Genomic DNA, 19,323 nt, shown 5'->3' on the forward strand with positions numbered 1-19,323 from the left:
TTACTCAATAGGCTCATGATTGGAAAACTTATCCTTAATTTCTTCAAAAAACAGATTTGCTGCATGGGAGAAAACCTGATGCTTTTTCCAAACAATATTTAGACCCGATTCAAGTCTCGGTTCTAATGGCCTAAAACAAAGGTTACTATCACGGGATGTATTTGCTATTTTATCAAGGGTGACTGCATAACCGATACCTTCCTCAACCAAGATGGCAGCATTATAAACAAGATTATACGTCGTGACAACGTTCAATTTATCATAATCGTCTCCAAACCATTCTGAAAACTCATTTTTAGATAATCCAGGTTTTATAGCTTGTCTTGATAAGAGGAGAGGTACATCTATTAGATCAGTCTTCTGTATGCTTTCTTTTACAGCGAGCGGACTATCTTTTCTCATCACAACTCCCCACACGTCTTTAGCTGGAAGATTGATATAATTGTATTTAGACAAATCGGCCGGTTGAATAAGAATACCAAAATCGAGTAATCCCTTATCAAGTTGTTCCGTCACATCATCGGAGTTTCCGCTATGAAAGTGATATTTGATAGTTGGATATTTTAACTGCAAATCTTTTACTATCTGCGCAATTAGCTTCATAGCTTTTGTTTCTCCGCCCCCTATGTAAATATCTCCTCCTACAGATTCTTCCATAGAAGAAAATTCGGCTTCCACCTTAACTACCATGTCAATGATTTCTTCTGCTCTCTTTCTTAGGATCATTCCTTCCTCTGTCAAAACAATATGATGACTTTTCCGGATAAATAATTTCTTTCCCAACTCCTCTTCCAGCTCTTTTAATTGCCTAGACAAAGTTGGCTGTGTAATATGCAAAAAATTAGCCGCTCCTGTTATACTTCCTTCTCTTGCGACAGTAAGAAAATAACGTAGAACTCTAAATTCCATAAATTAATTTACCTCCACACGCTTAATATACCTTATAAGCATACCACATAATAAGATATAGGTATTGGTAATTGCTCGTACGTAAAAGTAAAATAAATAAGCAGATGTGCAAGAGAGGAGCTATTTAAAATGCAACGAAAAAATTTATTAATATTTATTTTGACAATAGGAGTTTTCGGCATCTTAAATACCGAAATGGGGTTTATCGGGATATTACCTAATATCGCCAATCACTTTAGCGTTAGTGTTTCAACAGCAGGATGGGTGGTAAGTATTTTTGCCATTGGTGTTGCAATATCCGCGCCAACCATGCCGTTATTATTTTCAGGGATAAATCGAAAAAAAGTGATGATCGTTGTCCTAAGTGTTTTTGTTGTAGGAAATATTATATCCATATTTACATCCAATTTTACTGTTTTATTAATTGCTCGAATTATTCCAGCGCTTTTTCATCCGGTCTATGTTTCTTTGGCATTTTCAGCGGCTGCCGATTCTGTTAGTAAAGAGGAAGCTCCCAAAGCTATATCCAAAATCTTTATAGGTGTGTCTGCGGGGATGGTAGTGGGAGTTCCAATCGTTAGTTTTATCGCTAGCGTGTCTAATTTACAACTTGCGATGACATTTTTCGCTATTGTTAATATCCTTGTACTTATTGCAACATTATTATTTGTTCCATCTATGCCGGTTAAAGAAAAAATCTCCTATGGAACTCAATTGAATGTATTGAAAAAGTCTGTAACATGGCTTTCTATTATAATTGTCATTTTGCTAAATTCAGCTGTTTTTGGGGTTTACAGCTATCTCGCAGAATATTTACAAACCGTCACGAACATAGCGGCGAATATAACTAGCTTGATGTTATTCACTTACGGAGCAGCAAATATTATTGGGAACATTTTGGCTGGAAGGCTACTAACTATTAATCCTATCAAAACAATCTTATCTCTTCCTTTTCTATTGGGAATTGTTTATATCATTCAATTTTTCATGGGATATCTCACTTTGGCTATGGTAATTATTATCTTACTATGGGGAATTTTAGCTGGAATATCAGCAAACATTACTCAATATGTAGTTACATCGGCGGCACCTGAAGCCCCTGACTTTGCTAACGGATTGTTTTTATCATCTGCAAATATAGGAACAACAATTGGTACAGCTGTAGGAGGCTTTTTTATCTCCATAATGGGAACGCAATACGTTATCTTAGTAGGATTATTATCCGTAATATTGAGTGCGGTATTTATTTTTTTAAGAAACAACATGTATAGTGCTAAATAAAATACTGTCGAGGTGAGAAAAATCAACTAGTTGTATTCGATGCACTAGCAGTTGCCTCCATCGCTTGAGGAGCAAACTTCATTATAAATTACTACACCTGGAAGAATATCAGAATGGGTAACCTCAGCGATAGATTATAAGTACCGCCAATCCCAAGTTAGCCTTATATATTCATTCAAAACAAATTTAAGGTTTGTTGCAGTGCTCTCATTAAGTTATTTTCTTCATCTCTCTAAAATTATCCTTTCAAGAAACTGTAAAAAAAGATCATATTAATAGTATAAATTTATGTTAGTATTTATATAGCATGAATAATACGAATGATCGAAAAGTTGGGAGAGTGCGTTATGACAGAAGAAGAATATATGAATGAGGGGTATAGAAAATACGAAGGAACAGATCTAGATATATTTTACTCAGCAAAAAAATGTCAACACGCCGGAATTTGCGTTCAAGGTAATGGAGATGTTTTTCAAGTAAAACGTAAACCTTGGATTCTACCGGATAACGGGAAAACAAGTGAAGTAACAATAATAATCGATGCATGCCCATCAGAGGCATTGCGTTATATAAGAAAGGAAGTAGAACCTATGGTAGATTTATTACAAGGTAAGAACCGATTTTATTTAGAAGATGATAATAAACAATTAATTGCCGAAATTACTTTTACAGAGCCTAATAATGAGTTCTTTATTATTGATCATACTTTTGTAGATGATAGATTGAGAGGGAAGGGCATAGCGCAAGCGTTAGTAAAAGCTGTTGCAAATAAAGCACGAGTAGAAAATAAAACAATCATACCATTATGTCCTTTCGCTAAATTGGAATTTGAAAAAAAAGCAGAATATACTGATGTGTGGAAACGCTAATCTAGTACAAAATATATAAGAAATCCCCACTATAATATTATATCTTTAAGAGGACTTTTAATAAGAGGTGAGGATATGCACATAAAAAAAGCCCGATTGATTAATGTGGAAGGAAACGATACAGCAGTTCTATTACTACATTCTTATACAAGCCATACGCGTGACATGAAAGCGTTAGCCGAATCAATTCATCAAACATTAGGTTTTACTTGTTTTGCTCCATTATATAGGGGACATGGTGAGGAAGCAGAGGCATTAATTCCTTTTACAATTGATAATTGGTGGGAGGATGCACTAGAAAGCTATAAGCAATTAGCAAAGAAATATAATCAGGTCTTTGTCATTGGATTATCGGTAGGGGGAATTTTCGCTTTAAAATTAGCCCAATAATTTCCGATTGAGCGTATGGTAGTCATGTCTGTGCCTACAGATAAATCGCCTATACAAGCGAAACAACGTATTATTGATTATGCTGTACGCTATAAGAAATTAGAAAATAAATCCGAAGTACAGATACAAGACGAATTAAAGAAATTTGATCGATTACCAATGAACTCATTTGAGCGGTTTCAAGAATTTATACATGAGACCATGATTGACTTATCTGTAATTACATCTCCAATAGCTATTTACTATGGAGGGCGTGATGAGGCAACCTATGAAGAAAGCGCGGTTGAAATTGCTGAAAGTGTTTCCTCAGCTTTAATCGAACTAAAAAAATTTGAAAACACCTCACATCTTATGACATTAAGTAAAGAAAAGGATGGTATATATAGACAAATCATTCAATTTCTCGGCCCTGATGTTTGATAAAAATGGAATTAAATGAAACTTCCATCCTTGTGGTAGCGTACATAAGGAAAGGGGGAATGCATGATGTGGCAACACTTACAAGAAAAACAAGCTCAGTTAATCGTCAAGAAAAATGAACGCGATCGGCTGCAAAGAAAGCAGGCATCGCTCCAAACACAGCGGATGGAATTAGAAACCGTATGTAAGAAGTTGGAAGAAAAGCGTTTGAAAGAGCAAAAAGATGTTCTAAAATTAGAGAAGTTCTCCCTTTCCAATTTAGTTAGCAAGTGGAATGGAACGATGAACGAAAAACAAAAAAAAGAAATTTCAGAAGCAACAGAAGTTGAAATGAAATATCAAGAAGCGGAAAAAACCTTAAGTGATCTCAAGAAAGATATAGAAATTGTCAAACTAGAACTGCAAAATGCTGATTATTGTTTAATAGATCAGCATTGGGAATCATTAATGCATGAAAAGAAGGAGTGGCTTTACGCTAACACTGTCGATGAACGACAAGAGTTGGAAAATCTATATGAAAATCGGGCAGATTTGGAGTCGATGGAAAAAGAAATAGAAGAAGCTCTGGTAGCGGGTAGAGCTGCCAAAAGCGCACTTGAACAAGCGAGCTCGGAACTCGATTCAGCATCTGCGTTGTCGACTTGGGACACCTTCCTCGGCGGCGGTGTTTTTGTGACAGCTATGAAGCATAACAGTCTCAATAGTTCACAAGACTATATCCATTTAGCGCAAATGGCCCTTCGTCGTTTTGAAACGGAATTGACGGATGTAAAAAACATTGTGACAGAAGTCATTCAAGTGGATCGTAGCAATTTCATGACATTTACCGATTATTTCTTCGATAATATATTTACGGATTGGATGATTCATTCACAGATTAATACATCTAAAGATCGACTGGAAGAAGTCTTGGACCAAGTGGAAAGAGTGGTAGAAAAGTTGAGCACTAAGATGGATGAAGTGAAGTCTGAATTAGAAAATGTCAAAGATAATCTAAAAAGTATTATAGAAATGTGAAATTCTCGTGGTTCAAATTTGTTAAAGTTAAAAGCCAAATGCAGTAAAACAATTTTGTTTGTTGTGAAAATCGAACTCATCATGCAAATTTTCATTGAAAACGTCCTATATCGGGACGTTTTTTTAATTTCCAATAACACCATATAAAGTACTATTGATAATAATACTTTACAAAACTTTTAGTTATAGTGTACTATGTAACTAATACACTAATACTTAAGGAGAAGAGCATATGAAACAATTGAAAGGACTAATCAAAAAAGAATGGATGCTGATGAGGTTTTGGCTCGTCATTCTGTTCATTTTGAATACGTTAGGGATTGTAGGTATCCCGTTATTGTTGAAGACATGGATAGGCGATATCCCTATTTTTAAGACCGCAGTTATATTAGCTGGGATTTGGCTTGTTTTTAGTCATCTGATCGCCATCCTTCTATTTATAGTAAGTTTGCAACTTGATATGAAGAGACCAGATATTTGGTTACATACGGAAAGCTCTATTTATAAACTAATTGGCACAAAGCTAGCATTTGCTACTGTCCTCACATCATTCTCATTACTGTGGATCGAATTATTATTGGTCATGTTGCAAGCGGTAAACAGTGATCCCGAGTTTATGACTTTTGATCAACTATTGGAGATGAAAGTGTATGTATTTGTTGGTATCTTTTTCTCCATCCTATTGAACTTAATTATCGTGCTTTTCTTTTGGGTCATTTACCATTTAATCCGTCCATACGTAAAAGGTTTTTCTATTATTATTACCGTTTTCTTGTTTATCGTAAGTTCTATTCTTTGGAGTATGAACAGCACGGTCGAATTATTTGAAAAGTTTCCTCGTTTTGGAAGCATCCGCATTCCTATTCCGGATTTTATTCAGAAGTTTAGAAAGTATGAGAACTATGAAGATTTGACGTTTTTGGTAGAACCGACAATTTACGTTAGTGAAATTGTTTTCATCACTGCGTTTGCAATCATTCTTTTTTGGGTGTCGGCTCTGTGGTTCGACAAGAAAGTGAGGATTTAATATGAGTATCGACTTTTTGCCGGACAAACCAATTTATCAACAACTAATTGACCGAATTACTGGGGAAATTATTCGAGGAAATGTGAAACCAGGCGAGAAATTGCCTTCGGTTCGTGAATATGCAGTGGAAGTCGGTGTGAATGCTAATACAATGCAACGTGTATATAAGGAGCTGGAGATGATGAGGATTTCAGAAACGAAACGTGGTCAAGGAACTTTTGTAACGGATAACGAAACACGTTTACAGCAATTACGCGATGAAGTAAAGGAAGGGCTTGTGGAGTCATTTCTAAACAGTATCGAAGCATTAGGTTTTTCAAAAAAAGAGATGATTGAATTTATTCAAACAAGGGAACGAGGGGAGAAACAGTGATTGCCTTAGAACAGGTTGAGAAAAATTATGGAAAGAAGCAAGCGTTAAAAGGAGTAAATCTCATCATTCCACCCGGAAAGATTATTGGATTAGTAGGCGAAAACGGAAGCGGAAAATCCACGCTTTTAAAGATCATTGCTGGTCTCACAACTCCCTCAAGTGGAACCATTCAGGTGAATGGAATTAAGGCAACGAGAAGCATCGCAAGTAAGGTAGCGTATATGCCAGATGCGGATGTCTTCTATCCAATCTTTTCTGTCGAGAAATTATTCCGTTTTTATGAAACACAGTTTGAAGACTTCAATTATTCGAAAGCCTGTATAGTGGCGCAATATTTAAATATACCTTTGGAAGCGAAGCTAAAAACTTTATCAAAAGGGAACAGGGGTCGTGCCAAAATGGCGGCGACATTAGGAAGGGAAGCTTCTTACTATTTGTTGGATGAACCGTTTTCGGGATTCGATCCACTTGTTCGGGAGGATATCATCAAAGGGATGATACAATTTACTGATCCTGAAACACAAACGGTTCTTATGTCCACACATGAAATTAAGGAAGCGGAGCCGTTACTTGACGCTATTATACTATTGAATCATGGAAAAATTTTAGCTTATGAGGAAGTGGAAACTATCCGTGATCAGTTCCGTATGGATTCAATAACATGGATGACGAAACTAATAAAGGAAGGTGATTTGAGTGGAAATGAAACCTATCGTTGAATTGAAAAATTTATCGAAAACAATCGGAAAGAAAAAAATTATTGATCAATTGAATCTAACCTTATATCCTGGACAAATTACAGGGTTTTTAGGACCAAATGGAGCTGGTAAAACTACGACGATCCGTATGATGGTGGGTCTCATGAAGCCAACTACTGGCGATGTGATAATCGATGGTCTTTCTCTGCAGTCGAATTTCGAAGCAGGTATTAGTAAAATGGGGGCGATCGTGGAAAATCCTGAAATGTATAAGTTTATGTCTGGATATAAAAACTTGGTCCATTTCGCTCGCATGCATAAAAATGTGACGAAGGAAAGGATTGACGAGGTCATTCGACAAGTAGGAATGGAAAAACGCATTCATGAAAAGGTATCCACCTATTCGCTTGGTATGCGTCAACGCTTAGGTTTAGCTCAGGCGTTGTTAAATAAACCAAAGTTTCTTATTTTAGATGAACCGACGAACGGTCTAGATCCTGCGGGCATTCGAGAATTTCGTACCTATTTACGGAAAATTGCAGAAGAAGATGGTGTTTCCGTATTAGTGTCGAGTCATCTATTGTCCGAAATTGAGTTAATGTGTGATCGGATTGCAGTCATTCAAAACGGTAAACTTGTAGCGATTCGAGAAGTAAATGAAACAGAAGAGTCGCAATATTATATCGAGGCACAGCCGGTAGATAAGGCTCGTCACATACTAATTGAAAAAGGAATAAGTGTAGAAGACTACCAAAACGGTTTATTAATTAGTGTAGAACAGGCTGACATTCCAACAGTTGTTGAACAATTAGTACAACAAAATATATTAATTTATACGGTTTCACATCATCGTAAAACATTGGAAGAGCAGTTCTTAGAAATGACAGGAGGTGGGCAAATTGTTGAATCTAATTCGAAATGAATGGATGAAGCTGTGGCATAAAAAGGCAACATGGGTAATGGTAGCATTATTAATTGCAATGATTATTGGACTCGTTGCGATTACGAAATGGATAGATCGTAATACGGAAACTCCTGCTTGGGAGCAAACAGTTTCAGAAGAACTTACGATAGTTAAGCAACAGTTGGCAACACCTGGTATAGATGAAGAAACGAAAAAGAGCTTGGAAGAACAGCAAATGTTACTTCAATACCGTCTAGATGAAGGCATCGCTCCTCTAGCAAGTAATAGTTTGGAAGGGTTTATAATGGATTCATATGGCATGTCATCTATTATTACATTGTTGACTGTAATTGTGGCTGCAGGGATCGTTGCTTCCGAGTTTTCGCAAGGAACTATTAAAATGTTACTGGCACGTCCTGTACAGAGATGGAAAATCCTAACTTCGAAATTTTTGACAGTCGTTGCTTTTGCTTTATTCTTAACAGTGGTCGCATACGTTGTTTCACTCGTGATGGGCTTAATTTTTTATGAGGCTTCAGGGGGCGGACTTTTAGAAGTTGTGAATGGGCAAGTAACAGAAGTTTCGTATTGGTTAAAATCGATTTGGTTAAATGTACTGGCACTAGGTGACGTTATCATTATTGCAAGTTTTGCCTTTGCAATTGGTACCGTTTTCCGTTCTAGTTCATTGGCAATTGGAATCGCGATTTTCCTTATGTTCACTGGTTCCCAGTTTGCCTTTTTCTTGAAAAATTATGAAATCGTGAAATATATATTATTCTCCCATACGTTCACTCAAATGGAGACAGGGGGTTCCTTTATAGAAGGAATGTCTACACCATTTTCGGTGGCTGTATTAGTTGCTTACTTTATTTTCTTCCTAGCAATCAGCTATTGGACATTTACAAAACGTGACGTCACAGCATAATAATAAAATATTAACTGGAAAAACACTGCGGCTTGCAGTGTTTTTCTTATTCATTTACAAATACAAATGTATCTTTCATTACCTTATTAATCCCGCAGAAATTATGTCTTGCAAAGAATTTGGGTCTTTCGTTGTTTGTATTAAGTCAAAATCAAACAGGGCACCCCCCGATCCATAAATTAATGGACTGAGGGGTGCCCTTTAGAGCATATATTAACCTGTTAATTGTTTTTTATAAACTAGAGAATTTGTACTAATTCTGAGTGTAAAACTCGTTGAGCAGTAATAATTACACCTGAAGCTGTTCTTCCGTAGACTGAATACAATCCGCCGGTTTGATTTGGAACGATTTCAACTTCATATTGAGATGCTCCTCCAACTCCAAGGGTTACAAATGTTGAAGCATTAGCAGCTGCGCTAAAGTTAGCTGATGAAACTTGTTCTCTTGTCCCATTAAGTCTGAAGACTCTAACCACCCCAGTAAGTCGTCCTCCAGTACGATTAAGGATTTTGACTCGAGCATTAGTTGCATTAGCCGGTTGATTTCCTTGATTTTCAATTGGTCCAGTTGTTAAAGGCATTTAAAATACACCTCCTCACATTGAGGGAATTATAATCTGCAGATTATACATTCATTCTATTCAGTACTCTATTAATTCTCTAAACTTATTCACTAATTTTCTTAAAGTAATCTTATTGCTGTCCCATGTAGGACATGATATACATAACTTAAAATAGGAAAAAAAGTTAGCAATAATGTAGAAAATCAAATTTCACTCACATTTCTTTATTTTTTTCTCTCTATTAAAGAAATGGTGCTAGTGAAGTAAAAAAGATGATAATAAGAAGAAAAACAGATGTGGAAATGGTTTTTTTGTTTTTTATTAGTTTATGTTTAAAGAAGGATTAATTAATGGTAATAAAGAATTGTTAAAGTTATTAATAATTCTAGGGGGAAAATATTTTGGAAAAAATATTTATAGATGAGGATTTTAAAAAATATTTTAAGAGCCATAAACAAGACTTTGAAAATCATTTATTAAACCAAGCTGTGAATGTAAGAGACAAAATAGATGATATCCTGAAGTTTGGAGAAATTGACCTCATTAATAATGCACACAAACTCATTAATTTCATAATCGATGGAGAAAAACAGGCAGAACTTCGTTTATTTGCTAAACAAGAAGGTATAGCTTGGGCAACACATTCTTTAACTTTATCCTTTAAACTGGAATGGGTACAAGCGATTCGCAGGACCTTATGGAGCTTCTTGCAGAAATTTAACAATCAAACGCAAAAGTTTAATTTAGATGCGATATTCTTATTGGAAAAACAACTCAATAATAATGTTGATGACTTTTTAAATTCATTCTTTATAAGCTATTCTACATTCAAGGATTCTTTAATTCTCGCTCAAAGAGAAGTAGTTGAAAAGTTGTCAGTTCCAATTATCCCTATAACTCCAACTATTTGTATACTGCCCTTAATTGGAACAATAGACTCCTTTAGAACAACTGTTTTAGAGGAAAAGGTTTTAACAGAGATTAATAGACTTCAAATTGAAACTTTAATAATTGATTTATCGGGTATAGCTGAAATGGAAAACAAAGTAATTGAACACCTAATGAAAACTATTTATGGTACTTCAATGATGGGATGTCGCACAATTATTACAGGCTTGCGCCCTGATGTTGTCAGACAAATGATTAATTTAGGTATTAAATTTGATAAAGAAACAAAAACCTTTGGTACTTTACAACAAGCTTTAAATGAATTCTTTATTGGAAAATAAGATTGACTATTGAAGAGCTCATTTCTCTATCAATGCTCCCCCTCTAACATAGTTTTTATTTTTTTTTTATAATCATAGTCCAAAATGTGGCTAAAGAGCAAGTAGTGCCAGCAGGCGTAACATTTGGCGTTGACTTTGAGGTTTTAACGCGTGGACAATGGTATTGGAGATAACAAAAAAAGCGTTATTCCGCATTAGGTCATTACAGTGTCAATTGCTGTGGTGACTTTTTTAATTGAACCTCCCACAGCAGTCTTTGGGGATAGCCCTCAAGTGCTCTGCTCATTAAGTTGAGTGAGGCTTTTTTTTGAAAGAAACCTTGAAGAAGGATTTACCAAGATAAATTACCTTATGCATTTTAAATTCTTTGCATAATCTATATATAGCAAGAGGAAAGGAGGGGGAATAAGATGTCTGGATATTGTGGAAGTGAAGGTGGCGGATACGGTAATCGCGGATCGAACTTCGCGTTGATTGTAGTGCTGTTTATCCTACTAATTATTGTGGGGGCAAGTTTTATGAGCTACTAAACAAATATGATGTAGATTAAGAGAGAATGTCAAGCTTTAACAAAATCACTTTAGTCATACGGTATATTTTGTCCGCTGTACCTGATGACTTCAAGAATGGTTAGTAAGAAAGTTTAAAACGAAAGATGATTTCCCATTTTGTAACTCCTCTTCTAAAAAATCGATCTTCTTCTAATCGAGTTGATCGATTTTTTATTTAACAAAAACAATTAAAGGGTGGAGTCATGAAATTTGAGTGTACTATCAATAATATAATACGTAAAAATTCATAAGGCAGAAGGATTTCTACATATAAATGTGGAAAGTATAGTTAGAAGCGGACATTAGAGGGGGATTTTAAATGGAACAAACTATTTTACATCATATGGAAACCGTACGAAGTATAACGATGAAATCTATAGAGACGATACGAGAAGAAATAGCGGATATTGTTCCTGAAGGCTTCAATAATAATATTCGTTGGAATTTCGGACATATTGCATTTGTACAAGAAAGACTGGTATATAGTGTTTTAGGTGAAAAAATGAGTCTCCCAGTAGAGTATGAGAATTTTTTTGGCCCGGGAACAAAACCTGCTGATTGGCAAGGAACTCCTCCGACACTTAAGGAGATTTGTTCTGTGTTAGTTGTACAAACTGAAAGAATAAAAGGATTCGTTCCAGAACGCTTTTCCGATAAACTGCCAACTCCATTTACAAATAGGATGGGTATTTCTTTCCATACGCTTGGAGAAACCCTTTTATTTAGTTTTTATCATGAGGCAATGCATATGGAAACGATTAAAAGAATATACAAAAATATTTCCAATTAAATATTGCTAGTGGAGCTTGCAAAATATAATCCTCTTTAAGTAGTCAGTGTATGGAATAACACACGACTACATGAAGGGGATTTTATTATGGTGATGCTTAAATAGGAAATTTAAAGAAAACAAACAAACCTTCCATATAGGCACGTCGTCTAATGAAAAGAGAGGAGAGGCAGTCGCCCTTTATAGCGTTCAGTTAGTCACTAATATTACAATGACGCTAGGGTTTCTCCCAATGATTTCTATGTCACTTCCATTTATCAGTTATGAATTGATGCCAACCTTATTTAATGCCTTTCTAATCGGTGTCGTGCTAAGTGTATATCGCCGAAAGGATTTAGTTGCTAGTGGTTTTACAGAAAAAACTGTTTGTGTTAAATGATTCTTTGAAACCTAACCGTTCTTCACACGACTAACTTGGTGGAGGTGTGTGATGAAAAAAGTGATTATGAGTTTAATGATTGTTGCATGCTCTATCTACTTAATTGGATGCACAAGCTCGGAAACTGAAGAAGTGATAGTTTCTAAAAATCCAAATGCAGAAGAAGTTTTAGGTTTAGATCCCCATGCAGATATCTTTCAATGGGATGGAATTATTTACCAAACTAATATCGAGTGGGTGAATGAGATGGATCTTACTAAAGATGAATTGGTAGGAGAAATAGAAGTAGTTTACGATAATAACCTTAATTTTAAGGACCGAATGGCAAACAAATTGCCAATAGGAGCGAGGATCTTCTCAACAAAAGAGCGAAAAGATATTTTATTGGTGGAATACGCAGGAAAAAATAAAAAATACTTAGCACTCGGCGAAGGATAAAGGGAGCAGATGTCTCCCTTTGTGTCGTATTATGTAAGAGTCGAAATGAACTAATTCGATGTTCAACTATAGAGCATGGGGAGTAATCACTTGTATGGTAAAAGCCTGTTGGTCTATATGATTTTTTATCATTATGTCGTTGAAAATCTGTAATATTTCTGATTGTTGATGCTCTGAAATTTCTTTTATATTATTAAGAATGATATCAACCCTAATATCATTGGAAGAATATAACATAGCCGCAATGGAATACTCGTATCCTGCTTTTTCCATTTCAATCCTCACTTGTTCAAAGAATCCTCCATCTGTATAAAGGTACTCTTGAACATCGTATAAAGCTTGCTCTTCCTCTCCGGTAATTTGAAAAAGTGATTCTCTTGCTTCTTTTTCCGATCCAGATGGCTGAGGGTACATAAATAAAGCAACGAGCACTAATAGAAAGAAACCAAAGCTGCCTATAAGGCGATTCCATCTCCTCACATTGCCCCTCCTATAGCGTTTATTCAATTATATGTTTATATAGTTGAAATAATGACCATTTGCAGATTAGTGGGCAGTTTCAAAGTTAACACCAATAGAGTAATTCTTCGTTTAGTACAAAATTGGCCAACAGCTGAAAGATCTCATATTCTTTTACATAAAAAAACAAGCTAAGTCCATGTAGATGTAGACTCAGCTTGTTTGCAATGTTATTCGAAGTTTTCTTAAAATTATTGATTAAAATGATATACATCCCAAATATCAGGCGTTTCAGAACCAACGTACCAAGCAGCTACACCACCCAGATTATATTGTTTCGCTAGGTCAATTCGTAGCCGCATAGATTGTTGATCTTCTACCCAAATTTGATGCATCTCACCATTTGTATTGAATTCTACATAGTTTTGCTGGGTAGTTGGATCCCAAATTTTATCAATACCTTTTGAAGAAATAATTTGCTCCACTTCACCCATTGTGCGGTCTATACTTTTCACTTTTTTTGTAGATAAATTGGTGATCCATTCTCTTGTGAAGAAGGGAACCGCCAATACGATTTTTTGTGATGGTACTTCCTCCATTAAAAGCTCCACCCCTTGTTTTGTCCAAGGCATAGAAGCTACAGAACCAGCTTTCGGACTGCCTCCCCAATGCTCCTCATAGCCCATCATTATTATATAGTCAGCTATCTTTCCTAGCTCTTTACGGTCCAAGCTACCGGACCAAAAAGGGTCGCTGTTTTCGCGTGTGACATCTACAGAGACTTTAATTCCATGAGGCTGAAGTGCTTTTTTCAGTTCCGTTATGAAAAGAACAAAATCTTTTGTGTTTTTCGGATCAATATTTTCAAAGTCCACATTGATTCCGTCACTTTTTGTTTGAACTAAAGAATTCTTTAGCGCTGACACTAGTTTTTGACGATTTCCAGCATTACTTAATACTTTGTCTGTCAAAATTGGATCGAATTTATTTCCAATTAATGGCCATACTTTCTTACCCTTGCTATGTGCAGCTTGTAGATATTTTGAATCGGTTGCAATAGTAACAAAATTGCCCGTATTGTTTAACGTATACCAACGAGGTGACACTACATTTAAATTGGGATGATTTAATTGTTCTGTATAATTTTTAGAACTTCCATTATACTTCCATCCCATGATGATACGCACCTGTGTCTTTATTTGTAAGTATGATTTTTTAACCCATCCTGTTTTACCACCAAGTAACTGAACTTGTACGTAGTAGTCAGGGATTTTTAATATCTGTCCGATTTCCAAGTTGGAAGATCGTAAATTGTTCAATTTAGCTATATCATTTACTGAGACCCCGTATTTATTAGCAATCTTCCATAAAGTATCATCTTTCATAACAGTATATAAGTTGTACTTTTGTGGAATTATTAATTGTTGTCCGATACGAATTTCTGTAGTGTAGAGCTTATTTGCTGTTACTAGGTCATTCAGTGAAATGCCGTATTGGTTTGAAATTTTCCATAATGTATTCCCTGAAACTACTGTATGAATAATAGTATTAGAAGAGTCTCCCGAAAAGGTTGATAGAAGGGGGAATTCTTCTCCTTTATTTAACATAGTGATAGCCGAAGAACCTTGTTTAGGTAAACTCAATACATTTACGTTATCTGTTAGAACAGTTCCGATTGAAAGTGAATTCGCTGCAGCTAAACCTTGTACAGGTCCTGCATTTAAAAGTAAAATAAGTAGAATGAAAGGTAGTATTTTTTTCACTTAAACCCATGCTCCTCTGGTTTGAAAGTATTATTATAACTCTCCTAGATTACTATGGATCAAGACTAATAGATACAGGTACTTTGTGGTAAGGAGACCAATTACCATACACTAATTACTCGCTCTGAAAACGATAAGTTCCAGGATGTAAAGGTAAAAATCTAAATATCCTATTGAGGAGGAAGAGGAAATTGTACGAAGTAAGATACCTAAAAGAAAATGAAAAGAATTTTTTTCTAGAAATGCTTTATGAATCTATATATATGGAAGAAGAGAGAAAACCAAGGATAGAAGTACTCCTATATACAAATGAATTAATAAAATACCACCAGGATTGGGGAAGAAAAGGTGATACGGTATTAGTTGCTACTGATCATCTAGGAACACCTATTGGAGCAGTGTGGTACAGATTATTTAGCAGTGAAAAACGTGGGTATGGTTATGTGGACGATTACACTCCAGAGTTAGGAATTGCACTAAAAAAAGAAGTAAGGGGAAAAGGTCTTGGAAATAAATTAATGCATGCCATTATGGATGAAGCAAAAAACAATAATTATAGAAGATTATCATTAAGTGTAGATATTGATAATACCAATGCTTTAAATCTTTATCGTAGATTAGGTTTTGTTGAAGTAGGTGGTGAGGGAAATTCAATCACTATGCTATCGGGATGAACAGCATTGATTAATTAGACTATATCTTTAAACTGGAATAGCAATGTGCATTATTAAGCGAGACAACACAATCGTATTTTACATAAAGGATGAGGAAAAGATGGCAATGAATCAAAGAGAATTTCAAATTAAGGAGTTAGGTTACATAATACGACCAGCAATGAAGAAAGATGCAAAGGAACTATCTGAAATTAGGGTACAAATTGATGGTGAGACCGAGAATCTTGATAGAGAAAAAGGAGAAGCCTATATAGACACACTTAGTTTTGAGGGACTAATTAATGCGGATACGGAAGAAAGGAATAATCTTTTTTTAGTTGCCGTTATGAATGACAAGATTGTCGGATTTTCAAGATGTGAAGGAAATCTCTTAAAACGATTTGCTCATAAAGTGGAGTTTGGAGTTTGTGTATTAAAAGATTACTGGGGCTACGGTATTGGAACAAACCTGTTAAAAGAATCTATTGGTTGGGCGGATTCAAACAAAATTACTAAAATTACACTACAGGTTATTGAAACAAATGTAAAGGCAGTAAATCTTTATAAGAAATTCGGTTTTAAAATTGAAGGTATACTAGAACAAGATAAAATTCTTTCAGATGGGAAATACTATAATACTATTGTTATGGGAAGGTTTAATGGGTAGAGATAGTTCTCGGTTTTAAAAGAAAACGATGTGCATCTAGCTAGTGCACATCGTTTATGTTATTTATGGAAATAGGGAACAAGTCATTATTAAAAGACACTTCATAATTTAGAGATTTAAACTATGAAAGCGTTCTGCTACAAGCGTCAAGTCCTCCAAAAATAAAGCACGTAAATTAGGACGACGCCTAATTGCAAGTGGATGATAGGCGGCTGTTGTCTCAAAACCTTGTACCTTGTGCCAACTGCCACGCAATGACTTCACTTCGGCTTCTGGGTTTTGAAAAAAGGATTGGACCGCCACGTTACCTAAGCAAAGGATAAGTTTAGGCTGTTTTTCTTTTAGCTGCTGTTCTAAATGTTCCATACAAATTTGACGTACTAACTCTTTGTCATATGCATGGACGGGTTTTCTTTTAAGGATGAAAGTCACATACAAATCATCTATATTTAAGCCGGCTTCATTGGCCACTTCTTGCAGTGTTTGTCGCGTCCCGCAAATAACTGATTCACCTTCACGATTCTCACGAGCTCCTGGATTATCTAAAATGATCATAATACGCGCTTCCGGATTCCCTTCTCCCCAAACCATCCGGGTCCCTTGTTTATAAAGACCGCATTCCTGACAATTTATAAGATGATCGGGGGTCGATTCCTCTTTCAGTATTTTTGGGCAGAATCTTGTCATTATATTCAGCTCTCTTTGACTTTTATTTTCAATAATGAAAGCTTTCCATAATTCAGTGAAGATTAAACATGTATTATAAAACACTAAGATAGAAGTTATTCGCGTTCACTTATTTCCTGTAAATCCTAATTCTTAAACTGGATTTTTTGAATTACTTTACCAAAGATTGCGGCTAGCACTTGTTGAAATAGCATGCCAAAAACTACGGGCATCGCCACTTTTGGTGGGAAATACGTCGTAGCAACAATAACACCAACGGCAATATTTCGCATACCACCAATGAAAACAAATGTTGTTAGGATGCTTGTATCTTTCCATATAAATCGGCCAAGCAGCAAAGCAAAGGTATAACCGGAGATAGCGAGAAGAAGTACTACGGATATCACACCGATTAATTCCCAACTAATCTCCTTTAGGTAAGGTGCCACTGCACTACTATTAATCATCACTACACCAAAAAGACTCAGTTTTGAAAAAGGTGCTAAGTATTTCCCGAAGTTTTTTCGAATGGAGCCTTTAGAAACCTCATTAAGTATAATTCCAACAATTGAAGGAAGTACGATCATCCAAAGTAAGTCGATGATAATGGGCTTTGTATCAATTGCTATACTTTTACCTGCAATTACATCCAATAAAAAAGGCATAACAATAGGAGATAATAACGTATCAATCAATATGATAGATAAACTAAGTGGTAAATGGCCTTTGCACATATTGACCCAAATGACACTTGTAACACCAGTTGGCACAGCAACAGAAATAACGTATCCAACCGTTAATAAATGATCATCAAAAATAAGGGTGGATAAGAAATAGGCCCAAATAGGCATCAAAATATGTAAAAATGCGATGCTAAACAAAATAGTTTTCGGATATGTAGTAAATACCTTGATATCATTAAACTTCATACTCAGACTGCTGGAAAAAGTCATAAAAGCAAATAACCAGGGAACTAAAAATAGTAGATGCCCACCCACATCTTCCAGTAATACACCTAGTACTAAACTTAAAGGAGTTAACACAGCCATCCATTTTTGAATAAAGAAATTGAATTTTTGTAGCAAAAGACTTCCTTCCTTCTAATTATAGTGTGTGTACATTATACACCTGAAAAATAGAAAAGAGAGATTAATATATTAAAAAGGAATTTGAAGTGGATATGGAGAATATTACATATTAGTTCAAAAAATGGGGTGGAAATTAATGAGTAACATAATCAACTACTACAATCAATTCGACGAGTGGGGAAGGCTAGACAGAGAACCGATTGAATTTCAAGTAAACTGGCATTATATAAAGAAATATTTACCTACAACAGGACGAGTGCTAGATAATGGAGCAGGACCTGGAAAATATTCGATGAAGCTTGCGGCAGAAGGTTTTAAAGTGACCTTAACGGATCTAACACCTAAATTAGTAAAGTTTGCAAAAAACAAAGCTATAGAATTAAGGTTGAAAAAGCAATTTGAAGGTTTTTATTCCGCAGATGCCAGAGAGCTTAACATGCTGGGGGATGAACAGTTTGACGCATCCTTAATGCTTGGACCAATGTATCATTTACAGGAAGAAAAAGATCGTATTAAGGCAGTTGAAGAATTATATAGAGTGACTAAAAAGAATGGGCTGATTTTTGTGGCCTTTATGCCAAGGGTTAGGCATATCCTTACCTCCCTTTTATCTCCTGAAAACTGGAAACCAAATAATAATATAGATACAATTGTTCAATTCTCCCAAACAGGTTGCTTTAACCATTCAGATGAAGGACGTTTTACAGGTGCCTACTATTTCAATATAGAAGACATTATCCCTTTCATGGAATCGCAAGGATTTGAAAGCATACAATTGATTGGTTCTAATGTCGGAACCATATTGAACAATGAGAGTTGGAATTATTGGAGAGACAAAGAAGAACAAGAGCTACAAAAAGTAATAGATTTAATCATTGAAAAAGGAGCAGATCCATATATTCTTGGGATTTCTTCTCACTTACTTTACATTGGAAGAAAAAGATAAAGAGTGATTTTAACAATATTTAAGCTATAATGTTTCTTTTTGCGTTTTCCCTTTGGAATATTTGAGTAGTAGGAGAAACAAGAAATTGAACTGGAGGATGTTAGATGCTTTTTTATACAGTCACTTGTTTGTTTTGCAAAAAAGAGTTCAAGCTTTACGACAATGACCCGCAGTATCAAAAGTTTAAACGCAATATGAAAGGGAAATTTTCGTGTCCTACCTGTAAGGAAAGAATTGAAAGCGATGCTAGAAAAATGAGATTTTAATCGAGGTTTTGAAAAGCAGTAAGGATTAAGAAGATAGGGGTGAAATCAA

General features: G+C 35.4%; 25 protein-coding genes and 1 pseudogene. 20 read left to right on the forward strand and 6 right to left on the reverse strand.

The window, feature by feature from the left end:
• Window positions 1-909, reverse strand: coding sequence for a LysR family transcriptional regulator (locus FG382_RS08820; RefSeq protein ID WP_142538525.1), 909 nt, complete (start codon window positions 907-909; stop codon window positions 1-3).
• Between the two features lie 129 nt (window positions 910-1,038).
• On the opposite strand from FG382_RS08820, the gene FG382_RS08825 reads away from it, so the two are divergent.
• The 11 genes and pseudogenes from FG382_RS08825 to FG382_RS08870 all read left to right on the forward strand — a co-directional run bounded on the left by FG382_RS08825 (window position 1,039) and on the right by FG382_RS08870 (window position 8,816).
• Window positions 1,039-2,190 carry an MFS transporter gene (locus FG382_RS08825; protein WP_142538526.1) on the forward strand — a complete coding sequence of 384 codons (1,152 nt, stop codon included), beginning with the start codon at window positions 1,039-1,041 and terminating at the stop codon, window positions 2,188-2,190.
• 365 nt (window positions 2,191-2,555) lie between these two features.
• Window positions 2,556-2,756, forward strand: a pseudogene (locus FG382_RS22935) ((4Fe-4S)-binding protein); the annotation flags it as partial.
• Window positions 2,757-2,780: 24 nt separating this feature from the next.
• On the forward strand, window positions 2,781-3,059 hold the full coding sequence (locus FG382_RS22940) for a GNAT family N-acetyltransferase (RefSeq protein WP_188713320.1): 279 nt from the start codon (window positions 2,781-2,783) through the stop codon (window positions 3,057-3,059).
• Window positions 3,060-3,134: 75 nt separating this feature from the next.
• Window positions 3,135-3,449, forward strand: a complete 315-nt coding sequence (locus FG382_RS08835) for an alpha/beta hydrolase (protein ID WP_142538528.1) — start codon at window positions 3,135-3,137, stop codon at window positions 3,447-3,449.
• 15 nt (window positions 3,450-3,464) lie between these two features.
• Window positions 3,465-3,869 (forward strand): alpha/beta hydrolase, encoded by a 405-nt coding sequence (locus FG382_RS08840; protein WP_211356381.1) that lies wholly within the window; start codon window positions 3,465-3,467, stop codon window positions 3,867-3,869.
• A gap of 66 nt (window positions 3,870-3,935) precedes the next feature.
• On the forward strand, window positions 3,936-4,886 hold the full coding sequence (locus tag FG382_RS08845; RefSeq protein ID WP_142538530.1) for a hypothetical protein: 951 nt from the start codon (window positions 3,936-3,938) through the stop codon (window positions 4,884-4,886).
• A gap of 232 nt (window positions 4,887-5,118) precedes the next feature.
• A complete protein-coding gene (locus FG382_RS08850; RefSeq protein ID WP_142538531.1) occupies window positions 5,119-5,913 on the forward strand; it encodes a hypothetical protein in 795 nt (264 codons plus the stop codon).
• A 1-nt stretch (window position 5,914) separates the two neighbouring features.
• Window positions 5,915-6,286, forward strand: coding sequence for a GntR family transcriptional regulator (locus FG382_RS08855; RefSeq protein WP_142538532.1), 372 nt, complete (start codon window positions 5,915-5,917; stop codon window positions 6,284-6,286).
• Window positions 6,283-7,005, forward strand: coding sequence for an ABC transporter ATP-binding protein (locus tag FG382_RS08860; protein WP_142538533.1), 723 nt, complete (start codon window positions 6,283-6,285; stop codon window positions 7,003-7,005). Before FG382_RS08855 ends, FG382_RS08860 begins: the two co-directional genes overlap by 4 nt.
• Window positions 6,989-7,906 (forward strand): ABC transporter ATP-binding protein, encoded by a 918-nt coding sequence (locus tag FG382_RS08865; protein ID WP_188713319.1) that lies wholly within the window; start codon window positions 6,989-6,991, stop codon window positions 7,904-7,906. The genes FG382_RS08860 and FG382_RS08865 overlap by 17 nt, the downstream gene beginning before the upstream one ends.
• Window positions 7,875-8,816: an ABC transporter permease gene (locus FG382_RS08870; protein ID WP_244950527.1), complete on the forward strand. Its 942-nt coding sequence runs from the start codon at window positions 7,875-7,877 to the stop codon at window positions 8,814-8,816. Before FG382_RS08865 ends, FG382_RS08870 begins: the two co-directional genes overlap by 32 nt.
• A 239-nt stretch (window positions 8,817-9,055) precedes the next feature.
• Here FG382_RS08870 and FG382_RS08875 read toward each other — a convergent pair whose 3' ends face one another.
• Complete coding sequence (locus tag FG382_RS08875; RefSeq protein ID WP_142538536.1) at window positions 9,056-9,397, reverse strand: ATPase; 342 nt, start codon at window positions 9,395-9,397, stop codon at window positions 9,056-9,058.
• 380 nt (window positions 9,398-9,777) lie between these two features.
• Here FG382_RS08875 and FG382_RS08880 point away from each other — a divergent pair, with 380 nt between their 5' ends.
• The 5 genes from FG382_RS08880 to FG382_RS08900 all read left to right on the forward strand — a co-directional run bounded on the left by FG382_RS08880 (window position 9,778) and on the right by FG382_RS08900 (window position 12,766).
• Window positions 9,778-10,608, forward strand: coding sequence for an STAS domain-containing protein (locus FG382_RS08880; protein ID WP_373287606.1), 831 nt, complete (start codon window positions 9,778-9,780; stop codon window positions 10,606-10,608).
• Window positions 10,609-11,018: 410 nt separating this feature from the next.
• Window positions 11,019-11,138 (forward strand): YjcZ family sporulation protein, encoded by a 120-nt coding sequence (locus FG382_RS08885; RefSeq protein ID WP_142538538.1) that lies wholly within the window; start codon window positions 11,019-11,021, stop codon window positions 11,136-11,138.
• 340 nt (window positions 11,139-11,478) lie between these two features.
• Window positions 11,479-11,949, forward strand: a complete 471-nt coding sequence (locus tag FG382_RS08890; RefSeq protein WP_142538539.1) for a DinB family protein — start codon at window positions 11,479-11,481, stop codon at window positions 11,947-11,949.
• 232 nt (window positions 11,950-12,181) lie between these two features.
• Window positions 12,182-12,328 (forward strand): hypothetical protein, encoded by a 147-nt coding sequence (locus FG382_RS08895; RefSeq protein ID WP_373287600.1) that lies wholly within the window; start codon window positions 12,182-12,184, stop codon window positions 12,326-12,328.
• A 51-nt stretch (window positions 12,329-12,379) separates the two neighbouring features.
• Window positions 12,380-12,766, forward strand: a complete 387-nt coding sequence (locus FG382_RS08900) for a hypothetical protein (RefSeq protein WP_142538541.1) — start codon at window positions 12,380-12,382, stop codon at window positions 12,764-12,766.
• A 66-nt stretch (window positions 12,767-12,832) separates the two neighbouring features.
• On the opposite strand, the gene FG382_RS08905 is transcribed toward FG382_RS08900, so the two are convergent.
• Entirely contained in the window at window positions 12,833-13,246 is a 414-nt protein-coding gene (locus tag FG382_RS08905; protein WP_142538542.1) for a hypothetical protein, read from the reverse strand.
• A 230-nt stretch (window positions 13,247-13,476) separates the two neighbouring features.
• On the reverse strand, window positions 13,477-14,988 hold the full coding sequence (locus tag FG382_RS08910; protein ID WP_229677357.1) for a LysM peptidoglycan-binding domain-containing protein: 1,512 nt from the start codon (window positions 14,986-14,988) through the stop codon (window positions 13,477-13,479).
• A gap of 191 nt (window positions 14,989-15,179) precedes the next feature.
• Between FG382_RS08910 and FG382_RS08915 the strand changes: the two genes are divergently transcribed.
• Together FG382_RS08915 and FG382_RS08920 are read left to right on the forward strand one after the other, a co-directional pair.
• Window positions 15,180-15,662 (forward strand): GNAT family N-acetyltransferase, encoded by a 483-nt coding sequence (locus FG382_RS08915; protein ID WP_229677356.1) that lies wholly within the window; start codon window positions 15,180-15,182, stop codon window positions 15,660-15,662.
• Window positions 15,663-15,762: 100 nt separating this feature from the next.
• Window positions 15,763-16,308 carry a GNAT family N-acetyltransferase gene (locus FG382_RS08920; RefSeq protein WP_142538543.1) on the forward strand — a complete coding sequence of 182 codons (546 nt, stop codon included), beginning with the start codon at window positions 15,763-15,765 and terminating at the stop codon, window positions 16,306-16,308.
• A gap of 108 nt (window positions 16,309-16,416) precedes the next feature.
• Here FG382_RS08920 and FG382_RS08925 read toward each other — a convergent pair whose 3' ends face one another.
• Window positions 16,417-16,995 (reverse strand): uracil-DNA glycosylase, encoded by a 579-nt coding sequence (locus FG382_RS08925; RefSeq protein WP_142538544.1) that lies wholly within the window; start codon window positions 16,993-16,995, stop codon window positions 16,417-16,419.
• Window positions 16,996-17,120: 125 nt separating this feature from the next.
• Window positions 17,121-18,059: a bile acid:sodium symporter family protein gene (locus tag FG382_RS08930; RefSeq protein ID WP_142538545.1), complete on the reverse strand. Its 939-nt coding sequence runs from the start codon at window positions 18,057-18,059 to the stop codon at window positions 17,121-17,123.
• A 139-nt stretch (window positions 18,060-18,198) separates the two neighbouring features.
• On the opposite strand from FG382_RS08930, the gene FG382_RS08935 reads away from it, so the two are divergent.
• Both FG382_RS08935 and FG382_RS08940 read left to right on the forward strand, forming a co-directional pair.
• Entirely contained in the window at window positions 18,199-19,008 is an 810-nt protein-coding gene (locus FG382_RS08935) for a class I SAM-dependent methyltransferase (protein ID WP_142538546.1), read from the forward strand.
• A 104-nt stretch (window positions 19,009-19,112) separates the two neighbouring features.
• Entirely contained in the window at window positions 19,113-19,274 is a 162-nt protein-coding gene (locus FG382_RS08940) for a DUF2197 domain-containing protein (protein ID WP_142538547.1), read from the forward strand.
• Window positions 19,275-19,323: the final 49 nt, after the last annotated feature.

This window comes from Psychrobacillus lasiicapitis, from assembly GCF_006861795.1.
In the GTDB taxonomy this organism is placed as follows: Bacteria; Bacillota; Bacilli; order Bacillales_A; family Planococcaceae; genus Psychrobacillus; species Psychrobacillus lasiicapitis.